At 45.2% G+C, this 13,520-nt stretch carries 13 protein-coding genes and 3 tRNA genes; 7 read left to right on the forward strand and 9 right to left on the reverse strand.

Annotation, left to right across the window (positions count from 1 at the left end; genetic code table 11):
• On the forward strand, positions 1 to 542 hold a 542-nt coding region (locus V4C51_RS15035), incomplete at its 5' end, for a hypothetical protein (RefSeq protein ID WP_330927000.1).
• 126 nt (positions 543 to 668) lie between these two features.
• On the opposite strand, the gene V4C51_RS15040 is transcribed toward V4C51_RS15035, so the two are convergent.
• Both V4C51_RS15040 and V4C51_RS15045 read right to left on the reverse strand, forming a co-directional pair.
• Entirely contained in the window at positions 669 to 1,820 is a 1,152-nt protein-coding gene (locus tag V4C51_RS15040) for a hypothetical protein (RefSeq protein ID WP_330927001.1), read from the reverse strand.
• Between the two features lie 329 nt (positions 1,821 to 2,149).
• Positions 2,150 to 2,938: a HugZ family pyridoxamine 5'-phosphate oxidase gene (locus V4C51_RS15045; RefSeq protein ID WP_330927002.1), complete on the reverse strand. Its 789-nt coding sequence runs from the start codon at positions 2,936 to 2,938 to the stop codon at positions 2,150 to 2,152.
• 385 nt (positions 2,939 to 3,323) lie between these two features.
• Between V4C51_RS15045 and V4C51_RS15050 the strand changes: the two genes are divergently transcribed.
• The 6 genes from V4C51_RS15050 to V4C51_RS15075 all read left to right on the forward strand — a co-directional run bounded on the left by V4C51_RS15050 (position 3,324) and on the right by V4C51_RS15075 (position 5,717).
• Positions 3,324 to 4,085 carry an SDR family oxidoreductase gene (locus V4C51_RS15050; RefSeq protein WP_330927003.1) on the forward strand — a complete coding sequence of 254 codons (762 nt, stop codon included), beginning with the start codon at positions 3,324 to 3,326 and terminating at the stop codon, positions 4,083 to 4,085.
• Between the two features lie 51 nt (positions 4,086 to 4,136).
• Entirely contained in the window at positions 4,137 to 4,451 is a 315-nt protein-coding gene (locus V4C51_RS15055) for an MGMT family protein (protein ID WP_330927004.1), read from the forward strand.
• A gap of 3 nt (positions 4,452 to 4,454) precedes the next feature.
• The gene (locus tag V4C51_RS15060; RefSeq protein ID WP_330927005.1) at positions 4,455 to 4,658 is read left to right on the forward strand and encodes a hypothetical protein; all 204 of its coding nucleotides are present in this window, start codon (positions 4,455 to 4,457) and stop codon (positions 4,656 to 4,658) included.
• Positions 4,659 to 4,703: 45 nt separating this feature from the next.
• On the forward strand, positions 4,704 to 5,387 hold the full coding sequence (locus V4C51_RS15065) for a hypothetical protein (RefSeq protein WP_330927006.1): 684 nt from the start codon (positions 4,704 to 4,706) through the stop codon (positions 5,385 to 5,387).
• A 138-nt stretch (positions 5,388 to 5,525) separates the two neighbouring features.
• Positions 5,526 to 5,618, forward strand: a tRNA-Ser gene (locus tag V4C51_RS15070).
• Between the two features lie 22 nt (positions 5,619 to 5,640).
• Positions 5,641 to 5,717: transfer RNA gene (locus tag V4C51_RS15075), tRNA-Arg, on the forward strand.
• A 397-nt stretch (positions 5,718 to 6,114) separates the two neighbouring features.
• Here the strand turns inward: V4C51_RS15075 and V4C51_RS15080 are convergent.
• The 7 genes from V4C51_RS15080 to V4C51_RS15105 all read right to left on the reverse strand — a co-directional run.
• Positions 6,115 to 6,951, reverse strand: a complete 837-nt coding sequence (locus tag V4C51_RS15080) for an alpha/beta fold hydrolase (RefSeq protein ID WP_330927007.1) — start codon at positions 6,949 to 6,951, stop codon at positions 6,115 to 6,117.
• A gap of 232 nt (positions 6,952 to 7,183) precedes the next feature.
• A tRNA-Arg gene (locus V4C51_RS15085) sits at positions 7,184 to 7,260 on the reverse strand.
• Positions 7,261 to 8,691: 1,431 nt separating this feature from the next.
• Positions 8,692 to 10,842 (reverse strand): autotransporter domain-containing protein, encoded by a 2,151-nt coding sequence (locus V4C51_RS15090; protein ID WP_330927008.1) that lies wholly within the window; start codon positions 10,840 to 10,842, stop codon positions 8,692 to 8,694.
• 256 nt (positions 10,843 to 11,098) lie between these two features.
• On the reverse strand, positions 11,099 to 11,233 hold the full coding sequence (locus V4C51_RS15095) for a hypothetical protein (RefSeq protein WP_330927009.1): 135 nt from the start codon (positions 11,231 to 11,233) through the stop codon (positions 11,099 to 11,101).
• 202 nt (positions 11,234 to 11,435) lie between these two features.
• Positions 11,436 to 12,875, reverse strand: a complete 1,440-nt coding sequence (locus tag V4C51_RS15100) for a sodium:solute symporter (protein ID WP_330927010.1) — start codon at positions 12,873 to 12,875, stop codon at positions 11,436 to 11,438.
• Positions 12,806 to 13,390 carry a site-specific DNA-methyltransferase gene (locus tag V4C51_RS18070; protein WP_420797681.1) on the reverse strand — a complete coding sequence of 195 codons (585 nt, stop codon included), beginning with the start codon at positions 13,388 to 13,390 and terminating at the stop codon, positions 12,806 to 12,808. Before V4C51_RS18070 ends, V4C51_RS15100 begins: the two co-directional genes overlap by 70 nt.
• A partial coding sequence (locus V4C51_RS15105; RefSeq protein WP_330927011.1) for a hypothetical protein occupies positions 13,303 to 13,520 on the reverse strand: 218 nt, incomplete at its 5' end. The genes V4C51_RS18070 and V4C51_RS15105, both read right to left, overlap by 88 nt.

Below are 13,520 nucleotides of genomic sequence, written 5' to 3' on the forward strand. Positions count from 1 at the left end.
CAGTTAAACCCGAATTCCAGCGGCACATGCAAAGACTCCATCCGGATGAGTCAACAAACAACGGCCCCGACTGGGGGACAGTATTTTTACAAGGGAGCGGTCTCACCCGACTCAGTGGCTCGAAGGGCTGTATACCTGGTGCTACGGGTTCCAGCTCCATAGAGACAATGAGACAGCCGCTACCCGATGGACGGGTCGCCATCTCTACAACCCATACAATACAAACAAGCGCTGATTTTGTTACCACTGTATCTTCCATAGCGACCTTAACTACCACAGCCACAGCCACAGCCACAGCCACAACCACGGTCACTACGCAGCAGCATCCAGGCGCGGTCGTTACAACGGTTTTGCAAGAAGAAACAGAACGTCAATTTCAAGATGTGTTAGAGGTAATCAATAGTGACTTGAATACTCAGTCAGGTTTACCAGACAACAATCGTCCGATAACATCTACTTTTTTTCATGATGTAGATGTTAGAGATTATATGAATTTAGACCCGGGTGAGGGATTTTCCGAAATACCAGACCTATGGGATTAACCCCTGCAAATGCATGAGCAATGATGGGGTATGTAGACGGATACAAAGATCCTGGCCTTATAAGGCTCAGAAAAATTTGACACCATAGCTAGAAAAGCCCGTTGGTATTAGCAAGCTTGATGGGCATCACTCTTTTAAATCCTCTTTTGAAAAAAGCTGTTTCACCAAAAAAATGGTGAAGAAGACGGTAATCATGGGTTTTCCCCAAGCCCACATACCCGGTGTGATCAATCTGACATATTTGGCAAATGGAAAACTGATGACAAACAGCCAACAAAAAGCGTGATAGGCTTTATCCTGAAATCGGTGTTTGGAAATAGCCACCCAATAGCCAATGGCTGGTGCAACCAGTACAAAACTGTTGGTTTCGGTGCGAGGATTAAACAGCATCAGGTAACAGCCCGACAGGGCAAACAGGTAATAGCCCGCCATTGCCGATGAGCGGCGCTTTCGAGCGACACCCACAGCCACCAGGACAAGGACGGCAAATAAAAGACGGGTGATGAGTTGTATTTTGTGTGGCACCCATATGCCAGCGACCTGAGGGAAAATAGCAAAAAAGTGTGCCCAGTTGGTTTTCTCATGGCCTTCGCCGTAGGACAGGGCTTGTTGAACCATTGTGATAAAGCCAAGGTGCTGAGCGAGTGTATAGTCAACGCCTTTGATTATTACCGTTACCAGAAATGCACACCCGCCAAAGAGTAATAGACGCCACCACAGATTGCGGTAAAAAAAGATAACCACCAGAAAAAAGACAATAAAGACCGGCTTGCTGATTAATCCTGCAATCAAGGTTGCTGCTGTCAGCATCCATCGCTGATTTTCGAGTAGCACAATGCTCCAGAGCATTAACCCCAACTGAAGAATCGTTGCTTGACCATTACGAAAGGTGGTCCAGCCGATAATCAGAACGGCCAGGGAAAGCAATGGGAAGAACGATTTTTCTTCCCCTGTGTTTAACAGCCGGGAGAAATAGAATAAACCGCTGACCATCACGGATAACTGAAACCAGTTCCAGCCAATTTCCGCAAGCGCCAGTTTGGCAGGAAGCAGACTAAACAGCATGGCAAACTGGGGCAGGTATAAATACCCTTCAGGGCCCGCGTATAGGTCTTGATTCCTCAGCCAGCGCTCAGCCCCTGCCTGGTAGTTGAAGACGACCGAGTTACCAGGAAAATAAAGGCTGGCAACGGCTAATAAAATGCCAACAATGCCCCAAAGTAGCAGCGTGTTTTTTTCAGCGGGTGATAATGATAACGTATTGGAGTTATCTGTCATCAGGTATAACCTCCCGGTTTAGTTAGAATCATGGAAAAGTGATTACACTTCTTTACCCCGTAATAACTATAGACCGGAGGTGTTTCGCTGATTAAACGTTTCTTCTTACAATAACGAGTCCCCTGACAAGAAGCAAAATATTACGATTGTTGATGTGAACGTTGCTAAGCCTGTCGGACTTAAGGCAATTTCGGCCTGAAATCCAGAATTTCCGATGAAATTGCTTAAACAGGTCAACTATTCGCACAAATCCATCGAAAAATCTGACTCGCTCTACTGAATTTCATGCTCGAAAGCCTAAGCCCGACAGGCTCCCAGTTAAAAACGCTTCAGGCAGCCTTAGCCATCGCCACCAGCTGCTGACGCACTGCCATTGCTTCGTATGCTTCTTTCGGGAAACGAATAAAGACAATTTTACGCCCAATACGCAGGTGCATACCTTCACTGTTAAGCCCTGCCATTTTTGGCTGAATACCTTCAGGCAGCTCGATATTGCTAACCTTGCAGTATTTCAACATGGCGTCCAGATGGTCTTCGTTCATGTGCTTCACCATGGCCTGCTCCACTTCACCGTAGAATGGGTTCTTTTTCAGAAACAGCGCCGGCTTCACCCAGAATATGTTACCAAAACCTCCGATAAAGCGCCCACGAACAAAGTTAATGCGATAAAAGCGAAAATTGTGATTTGCCTGATCACCCTTAATGGTTCTGTAGCTGCGGGATGCAGGAAAATAAGAGAAATAGCGCTCTGCGATCAATGCCTCCTCTTTACTGTCTTCAATCAACTGAGCATCCCCAATCCAGGTAATGCGTCCACCAAGGTGTACATCATCAATATTACTTTGTCGCACGATCAGGGAGACTTTTGGGTTTTGCTTAATATTTTTGGCATGCTGGGCAATATTGGCAATCAAAATGGCAGGACGGCCTTCACCGTCCAGGCAATAGGGCATCACCGAACCAAAAGGATAGCCTGGTACGTCATTAGAGTGTGTGGACATCACACCGCTGTACTCATCAAGCAGCAATGCTCGCGCATCAAATGCGGCTTGCTCTTTAGTGAAAGATTTATCAGCTTCTATCGGCATATCCGCTTTTCTTGTCTCTGTTGATCGCATACTATCAACTCTCTATAAATACAGCCTTCTGCCAAAGCTGTTTTATGGTTAAAGATAGAATAAAAATAACGTGGAGATTATACTGTAATGAGAATTATTATCAACAGAATTGCTGTGCGCTATGCTGTTCCATAGGCACTAGGAGCCTGTCGGGCTTAAGACAATTTCGGCCTAAAATCCAGGAAGTGCGAGAAAGCGCGGCCAGAATTTCCGATCAATTTGCTTAAATAGGTCAACTATTCGCACAAATTGATCGAAAATTCTGACTCGCCCTACTGAATTTTATGCTCGAAAGCATAAGTCCGACAGGCTCCTATTGAGGTTTCACCTCGGTACTTTACTGGCACCTTGCTCACGGCGTTGTATTCATTAGAAGGTCTCATCCATGACGATAAAAAACCAACATATTCTCATTACCGGTGCAGCCAGAGGTCTCGGCAGGGCTATGGCCAAAGGTCTCGCCCAAAAAGGCGCGACCCTGACACTGGTTGATCGCCATGAAGAAAGTTTGAGTGACACCTTGACTGAGTGTAAACAATACTCGCGTCATTGTTTCGCCATCGGAGCAGATGTCGCTGATGAACAACAGGTTGAAAATATGGTCAAGCGTTGCGTTGAGCAACAAGGCGCCCTCAATGGCCTGATTAATAATGCGGGAATTTTACGTGATGGTTTACTGGTCAAAACAAAAAAAGGTGTCATTGTCAACAAACTCCCCCTTGAACAGTGGCAGGCAGTCATTGATGTCAACCTGACTGGTGTTTTTCTGTGTGGCCGGGAAGTAGCGGCCAGTATGATCGAACAAGGTTCAAACGGTGTCATCATCAATATTTCCAGCATATCCAGGGCCGGTAATTTTGGACAAAGTAACTACTCTGCCGCTAAAGCCGGCGTTGCCGCTTTGACAACGACCTGGGCGAAAGAGCTTGCCCGTCATGGTATTCGTTGTGCGGGCATTGCCCCTGGGATGATAGAAACAGAAATGACAGCAGCCATGAAGCCTGAACTCAAGGAAAAGATAAATGCGGGCATTCCCCTCGGCCATATGGGTTCACCCGCTAATATTGCCGACACTGTCGCTTTTATTATTGAAAATAGCTATATCAATGGCCGAATTATTGAGGTGGATGGCGGGCTTCGACTATAAGCCACACAATCAGGTAGGATAAGGGTTTATGTGGTAAAACGGAGTATATTTGTGTCATCCCCTGTTGACCCGGTGCGAGTGTGGACAGCCCTTAGTTTGATACCAGAAGGTAAGGTGGTTACCTACGGACAGTTGGCAGAGCTATCGGGTTCACCGCGCTCAGCCAGAGTCGTTGGCAATATTTTAAAGCAGTTGCCTGCCGGCTCCCATTTACCCTGGCACCGGGTAATTAACAGCAAAGGACATATTTCATTTCCCCAGGGATCTTCACAGTACGCTAAACAGCGAACTCGGCTCGAAGCAGAAGGAGTAGCGCTGGTTGCCGGCAAAATAAACCTCAGTCTGTACCGTTGGCAAGGAGAGTAGCTCATGGACAACACCCCAGAAGATATTGCCCTCGCGGTAGAAATCATTCGTCAGCTCGAAAATCTTGAATACCCTGAACACAGTATTCTGCAAGCCATGATCTACGTGTTTCAGGATACGTTGAAAAAGCTTCCCAGTGACAAAGAAAAAAAAGACTGGCAACAACGTATAGTGATGGCGCTGTGTACACAGTCAGAGGCACATTAGCGTTACGATAGTCGCTCAGTGTGTTTGTCACCCGGAGGTCAGTCTATGTTTAAACGTCGTCCTTTTTTTCCTTCAGTTCCTGTGCCCTCCGTGTCTGACAGGTTCGAATCCAGGAGGCCTCTTTCCTTTGCCTTCAAAAGTCATTTGATACAGTTGATTAATACTACCATTAAAGAGGCCAAACCAGGGACGGGTATGTCTGGTGCCATGTATGTTGATTTACCCCGTGCGGAGTATTACGTCGGTGGTAAGCTGGTTAGCGACCCAGAAAGTTTGAAAGAAAGCATTCGTAAATGGGAAGAACTAACGAGCACAGACGAGTTTGCCTGGGTGAGAAGAAATATTGAAGGGTTGTCAGCTTTTTTGAACCAGGAATTGGTTAGGTTGATTTTCGACGCATGGTGTATGTCAGGGGAAACGTGGTGGTTTCAAGGAGAAGAAGTTCAAAAACTCTCCCTCGGTTCTGATCATTACAAACAAAGCTATTCCGTGGGCGCGGGTATGAATGTAGAATTTGCCATATTCTCAAGTGTTATAAATTATGTTACAAACGAACATGTCTTTGGCGTTAAAGATGGCAGTACATTTACATTGGCCATGAGGTTACGCCTTGAGGAAATTCAACAAGCATCGGGCGGTACCCTGCTTCAGGCAAGTTTTGATCCCAGTGGGGATTTGTACAACAATCGCTGCTTTGTGCGAGTGATACCATCAGGTGAAATTTGGTAATGCCCAATGCCAGCGTATACTTTCGCTGTTTAGCCACCGTTCCTTTAACCTGATAACCTGAATTCAGGTTAAATAGCGCCATTTCGTGGATAAAGTACTTGCAAAAGAAAATGATAAAGGTAAGATAGCCCGCATTCCGGTGAGGTGGCCGAGTGGCTGAAGGCGCTCCCCTGCTAAGGGAGTATACGGTTTGTAGCCGTATCGAGGGTTCGAATCCCTCCCTCACCGCCATGCTTACACGATAGCAAGAAACGCGCTCGTAGCTCAGCTGGATAGAGTACCTGGCTACGAACCAGGCGGTCGGAGGTTCGAATCCTCCCGAGCGCGCCATATGAAAAAGCCCTGCTTTAAACAAGCAGGGCTTTTTTAATGATCATAAAAAAATATGCCAACAGTATCTCTTCTGATAACGGCAACCTTTTTGGATCAACAGACCCCTGAAAGTCATACCAAGGGTATATCCAGCTACAATCAATTGAGGCACTAAACCAAGGCACCGCGCTGTCTAGGAGCCTGACTGAGAATAGACTACCCTACTGCGGTTGCGATAAATTGGTCTAAAAATTCCTGCTTCTTCGTCAAATAGCCCCGTTATTCTCCTCAGAAGCAGAAATTTTTATCCTCAATTTCTCGCAATCCTCGCTAAGGGCGCTATTCTCGGTCAGGTTCCTAAAAAAGAAATTCACGCCCCCTCAGAGATTGTCAAAGCAAGGTTACATTAGTACTTTTATCTGACACAGTGAGGAGACTCACTGAGTAGTTGCTCCCAATGATCTACCCAGCCTTTATGGTGCGTTACGCCGGGCAGTATCTTGAACTGTATGCAGTACATGTCTGTAAACCGGGAAAGATAGTGATTAACAATAGCAGGCTTGACGATAGGATCGTCAGCGCCAACAAAATGATACTGTGGGATATTTTTCAGAGTATCAATGTAATCAGCAGGATTTAGCGCTGAGGGCATAGGGGTAACTTTGTGCAGGGTATTGGTGTAGGCAGGGTCAAGATTTCCGGCAATGGTGCGCACCGAGGCAATATCATCACGCTGGCTGGCCAGAAGCAGCGCGATGGTTGCCCCGCCAGAAAAGCCAACAAGCTCTATGGCTTGATAATTCTGTTTTTTTTTGATGGCTGATAACGCATTGTTCATTATATTTAATGTATCCTCACTATAGCGATCAAATGTCCATACCCTGGGGTGACAAAGTCCGTTTTGCTGAAAGTGACAGGGTCTTCCCAGGTAGGCAATATCTGTTTTTTTATCCTTGAGCATTAATGCGTGAACAAGTCGATTTTTTGGGGTAGGGTTTGTTGACATGCGACTTTTCCGCACCCATGCCCGCCCATCTCCCTCAATATACACCCTGACCACATTGCTTTTTTTCGGGCCTTCATAGAGCCATGTAGAAACAGGCAGGCTGTTTATGGCGGTGGACGGATAATAGGTCAGGCGCCTGCTTAATGCCTCAGTGATACCTGATTCGGGTAATGACTGGCAACCGGGCAGAAACACCATAAGGCATAGCACAATAAAAAAGGAAAAGAGGGAGGAAATGGGAAGCATGGTATTTTTTCTTATTTAGAAAGTATTGAGTTGCCGCCGGACAGAAAACAGCACTACTGAGCATTCAGGCTAGCATGTATACCAGAAGAACTGAAAAACATCATAACAATAGCATGAAATGGTATACTGCTTCTGGACACCATGATGATCTTAAGGGGCTATTTGAGGTGAGCAATCAACGCCACAAAAAACTCTCACAGAAGAGACTCATAAACATTTCAGGAAAGAATGATGGCGCATCCGGGAGGATTCGAACCTCCGACCGCCTGGTTCGTAGCCAGGTACTCTATCCAGCTGAGCTACGGATGCGTAAAACGAATTGCTGAAACTGGCGCTCTCGGGAAGATGCGAACCTCCGACCGCCTGGTTCGTAGCCAGGTATTCTATCCAGCTGAGCTACGAGCGCCCGTTTGACGGATGCGAACTATAGAGATTTCAGCCCGTAACGTCAAATGGGGCTTTCCACAATCAGCCACTGCCGATTATTGAGGTTAGCTACCTCTTTATGCTCAAATTATACTCAAAGTGACTTCCGCAATACCGTATGTATTACAAAATTTTGCATGCTGAAACTGTTTGTTGGTAACAACCAGATGCTTATTTACACTAAAAATACCGCAATATTGATCCCCATTTGAGAGTGCGGAAAGATTTTGTCGATTCCTCACGCCAAAACTGTAAGAAGCAGTCTTAAAAGCCTGCCCGTAGCGAGGACTGCGAGAAATGGAGGATAAAAAGTCGCTTTTGTGAGGAGAATAGCGGGACTATCACTCCACCCACTGGTTCACTAAGCCAAGAACCATGCTCAAGGTTACTGGCTATTATTTTGCGTGTATAATCGATATTGTTATAAAAATGTACTAACAAAGTTTCATCCTTACCACCAGAAAACCCAGCGTTTGCAAAAAACAGCGTGAAACTAAAGGTGGCAAGAGTCAGTAATATTCTTCTCATTTTGGTTACCTCATGCAATAAAGTTGTAACCGTTGAAGGTATATAGCTGGGTGATTTATAATTATAACTGCTGTACATTGTAATAATAATTTCTTCCTATTTTTTAAGAATGAATGGTATAAAAATTATTTTGTAATTCCAATAAAATATTTTTTGTACATAAGCTGTCGTTCAATGCAATCATGACCACCGTCACCTATTTTTACCAGTGCGCTTTTTGGGATTTCAAGCATTATACCAATCAAACTTTCTAACCCCGTTATGAGCATGGCGCTACCTCGGCGGAAGGACAAGGCGAAGTGACCAGGCTCTAGTGCAAACAAGCGTTAATATACATACAACCATCACTTTGGTCACTCCTGCAAAGGCGGGAGTCCACTTTCTGGTAGATTCCCGCTTTCGCGGGAATGACGACCGTATGGGTATTAGCGCTTAACAGCTCTAGCTGTAGCTATGGTGAGGAGCTTCAACGCAGGATTATTTACGCTCAGGTAACCGGCGAAATAGGGGATTTAGAAAATGCGATTGGTATTATTACCTTAACCCCATTATTTGATAAAAGCAGATGGCTTTGGCGTAACCTCCAAAGATAAGATAAAGGGAGAAAGAGAGGTCAATTTTAAGAAACGAATAGTCCGTTATTTAATGAACGGCATCGGTTTTCTAAGGCCTGTTTATTCAAACGGCTACTACTTCTTCTATGGTCAGGGTCACCCCATAAAAAACCCTGCTTGCACAGGGTTTTCTCGCTAATGGGCTTATTACTGATCTAGTCTAAGCTGTTCATCAGAAGTAATAACTGGCCATTCCTTTCAATACATGAGCCTTATAGTGCTTACTGTAATTATAGTCACAGCCTAAACCCAAAGATATGCTTTCATCGACAGAATAGTTCAAACCTACACCGGCAATGCCACGAGCCTGGTCACGTTTTCGGCCATTAACAATAAGAGAATACTTTTGTGTACAATCGGAGCCCGTAAAATCATAGTCATACTTTTTATTTTCAAAATCATAGAAGCCCATTAATTTAAGTTCAGGCTTCAACACGCCACTGTCCATGGGAAAATTACCCATCATACCAAAACCCACGCCAAGCTCGGCGACGCGAAAAGTTTTCGCATCAAATTCCAACGTGGTATTGCTGTATTTGAGCTTATACTTATCGACGCCAAGGTTCATATAGTTAAACTGTGCCTGGGGCTGGAATACCCACTCTTTATTAACAGGCATGTTATAACCACCGCCGATGGTGATACTCCAGGCACTCGTATCGCCACTGCCTTTAAACTCTTTTCCCTTTACAGGTTCATGAAAAGAGTTGCTCATAAGCTTGTAATCATTGTTTCCCTCCGCATAACTGAGCAGAGCATTGGCAAACCAGGGGCCTTCACTCCACCCGCCGTAAAAAGTGCCTATATAGTGATCACCCTTCACGCTCTGCGAACCTGCATTGAAGTTATTGGGCTTTGCGTCAGCCTTGGCATAAGTAAGGGCGAAACCTGCTTTGAACTGGTCGTTAATATTCCCATCCACACCCAGAACAATCCCGTTGACTTTGATCGAATACTTTAGAAAATCGCCGCTATCGCTATCTTGGGAGCCATCACGGTGGAGGTAGCTACCCCAAAAACCCATACTATCAGAGCTATCACCAGTGGCCTTACCAGAAGCCACTGAAAACGCCCCCTGCTCGTCAGGTGACGTCAGACGAGACATTACCCTGCTGTCAGATTCACGGGTAATGTCCACGCTTGACTTGATACTTGCGGCAACCAATGACGAGAGTTCGTTGGGCGCAGCCCCATGTCGAGGTCGGGATGGGTCGATAGGTATAAGGGGGAAGTCGCCATATGAACGGTGGTGCCGATCAGCATACTCCTGTGCTCTTTCCGCGGCCTCTCGGGCTGCGCAAAGTGCTTGATCCCGCTCATCCGCTATAGCGTCGAGCTGGTTCCTCGCGACGGCAAGTTCATCTTTCAATGTATGGATATCTTGCAGGTTCTGGTCAGAGACCCGTTGCCAATGATCAGCTTCACGCCTGACCTTGGCGATTTCTTCATCATAACATTGTTGCGTCATTATTGAATCGACATAACCTCTAAAATTATCTGGATTAAGTCCAGAGGCTGTTGTCAATGCCTCCAACTCAGTAGTCAGTTGATCCCTGGCACGCTTATCTATGTCAATTTCCCGGGTAATTTCACCTTGTGCAGTTCGAAGCTCTGTTATGTACCTCTGAAGATCTACCACCTGATCCGACAAGTTAACACGTCTACCTTCCAACTCCTGGATTAATGCCTGTTGTTCAGCATGCCGAGTCTGGGCGTGCTCATAAGTCTCCCTCAATTGCCTTAAATCTTGCTCATACCGGGCAATTTCAGCAGAGATACGAGCTCGCTGCCGCGACTCACTATGGCCAATATGCGCACCGAGCAAATTAACAGTGGCAGCCCCCGGGATTTGCCCATCAATGGATTGAAGCCACCGGGTTTTATCTTCCTCTACCCCAGCGAGTTCATGCATTTTTTCGTGAATATCATCCTCGAAACTGCTTTTGATATCCTGCAAGTTTCTCCGGTTAGTATGAAGACGAGCAAGCACTGCTTCGTATCCCTCTTCTCCCGCTTGCCGCACTCGTTCAATTTGACGGTCCAGCTCAGCAATATGACGATCATTAGCAGCCGACCTACCCTCCAGATCACCGATATCCGCTGATATCTTACCCTGCCTGAAAATAGCGTCGCCTAAACGAATCAACGGTTCACCTAGTCGGTTCAAGAGCCCATCCTGCCGTGCCTCTCTGTCATCTCCGGATTGAGCGTCATCGGGAGGATTACCCTGAGCAAAGCCGCTCATACCCAATACAATAACTGATATGGCACCACAAAGACGCGTCCTGTTGAAACGACGACCTTCTACAAATCGATCACCCATCACACTCAAACCTCGGTGTATTCAATTGGCATTAGAAGTCAGCACTATTTTTTTTTATGGATTATCATTCGATAAAATAAACAGTGACTGCCCCTTAAAAGTGCACGCATGTGCAAAAATAATTATTGAGCCATGGAGAAAACCAATGGCCTGCAAAATAAGATAGCCACTATATTACTGAATGCTTACATTTTATTTAAATATCATTTATTAATATAAAATATTTTTTTATTTCAAAAAAAATTTAAAGAAATGGTTAAGCACGCTCACTGTAATGCATTACCGTGACACACCAAAAATAATCTCTCACAGAACGAATTAACGTTGTGGTTTTTAATTTCTCACCCAACGTGTTCAGGGTCTCCATAATCAGCGCAATACGCTCAAGCATTCCCCGTTCACAAGTCGATAAGAAGGGTAATTAAAGCGGGTTATCAAGTGCTTTCAAAACAGGCCAAGTAAACTATTTTTTTACTTTTAGCCTGCTGATCCTTATCAATCACAGTAAAAATGAATGATTCAACGGTACTCGATGAGGCTACCTGTGGTAATCATTCAAAACAAATGCACCAAAATCAACCCGGGTAATTGAATCAGGTATCCTCCTCAACATTCCCCTTACTCATCAGAAAAAGGGCAATAAAAGTCATGGCACCATTAATTAAGAGAATTTCAAACGTCAGCCGCGTACCAAACAGGCTGACAGCGTTTTCCTTGATCAGGTACGCCACAACAGGCGACAAAACAGCAATCACCGGAACAAAAAGATCAGAGACCTTTTTCCGTGTGAACAAGCCAAAGGCATACATCCCCAAAAGCGGCCCGTAAGTAAACCCTGCCGCGGTAAACAGCAAAAAGATCAAACCGCGATTATTGAGCGACCCAAAAATAAGAATAACGACAAACAGAACAACGCTAAAACCTATATGCGCTTTTTTTCTCAGGGCGATTTGTTGATCCGTCGGCCTTTTTTCAATGGCCAGAAAGTCCACGCAAAAAGCCGTTGTTAATGAGGTCAGGGCAGAGTCCGCACTGGAATAGGTTGCCGCGATAACACCGAGGATAAACATCACGTAAAAAAAACCGGACGCCTGCTGGGCCACAGCCCCAAAGAGTTCGTCACCCTTAGCGTCAATACCCTTTTGTTGAGCGTAGAGAGTCAGGAAACCACCGAGGAAAAGAAAGAGCGCATTAACAATAAAAAAGATGAGGCTAAGGGAAAACATATTTTTATTCGCCTCTTTTAAACTGCGGCAAGTCAGGTTTTTTTGCATCATGTCCTGATCAAGGCCATTCATAACCAGAGTCATCAGGATACCGGTCAGAAAACTCCTGAAGAATTGACGGCCATCGTTGACTTCCCAGAAGAAGACCTGTGAAAGGTTTTGTTCAGATAACTGGTCAAAGGCAGCGCCAAAGCCATTGAGTTGCCCTGAAAGCCAGAACACGAAGACCAGCATGGCGGCGAGCAAAAAAAATGTTTGCAAGGTATCCGTCCAGACAATGGTTTTTATGCCGCCTTTGTGGGTGTAGAGCCACACAAGGGCAATGGTAATGGCAACGGTTACCGCGAAAGGAATGTTCAAGGGGGCAAAGATCAGCGGCCGCAAGACCAGAGCCACCAGATAAAGCCTTAAGGAAGCGCCAATAACTCGCGACAGAAGAAAGAAAAAAGAACCAGTTTTTTGTGATCGTTTGCCATATCGACTGCCCAGGTACGAATAAATCGAAGTGAGGTTCATTTTGTAGTAAAGCGGCAGCAAAACCCACATGATTAACCAGTAACCCACGACATTCCCCATGACCATTTGCAGGTAAGAAAAGCTATTGCTTTCAACGGCGCCAGGGACAGAAATAAAGGTAAGACCAGAGAGTGAAACGCCCACCATGCCAAAGGCAACCAGGTACCATGGCGCTTTTTTGTTGGCCTTGAAGAAGGTCTGATTATCTTTTTTCCCGGCCGTCAACTTGCTGATGCCCACCAGAACACCAAAGTAGATAGCGATGGGAATAATCGTGCAGTAAGGGGACATTCAGAGACACCCTTGATGGTACTTGTGGTACTTGTGGTACTTGTGGTAAGTCTGCACTGATGGGGTGCGCTTGTGTCAATTGATGACAAAAATCTCTTATATGCAGGTACTTTATTTTTGCCATTTTTTCCCCACCAAACCAAATCATTCTTACACTGATCAAAGTGAGTTTCTTTTTTGTATCTCCATACAGCTGTTTTTTTTGGCCATATTTCTTCGCCAGTAATAGGGTGCATTACAGGGTAGTAGAGGTTTGGGCGCTCGGCACTATTTTTGTCGCATGTGTAATCACTGGATTTCCATGGTCCACGCAGGTCGTTGTCTGGGTTTTTATAGGCTTTTAGCGCTGAGTCAGATCGTTTGATTTTGTTTGGTATCCACGACCTGTTATCTTTCGCATAAATCAAAATGTGATCATGGTCTTCACTCAGTGAATTTGCATCATTCGATGGAGCATATTTTTTTTGCCATATGGAATTAGATATAAAATTCTTTCTTCCAAAGATTTCATCCATAATGACTTTGAGATAGTGGACTTCATTATCATTTTGGCTGATCCGAGTACAAGCAATAGCTTGATACCCAAAACAGCCTGAAGGCGTTCTTGGGATACCAGGCTAATGCCTAATAACGGATATAGTGATT

This window comes from Candidatus Sororendozoicomonas aggregata (assembly GCF_031528575.1).
In the GTDB taxonomy this organism is placed as follows: domain Bacteria; phylum Pseudomonadota; class Gammaproteobacteria; order Pseudomonadales; family Endozoicomonadaceae; genus Endonucleibacter; species Endonucleibacter aggregata.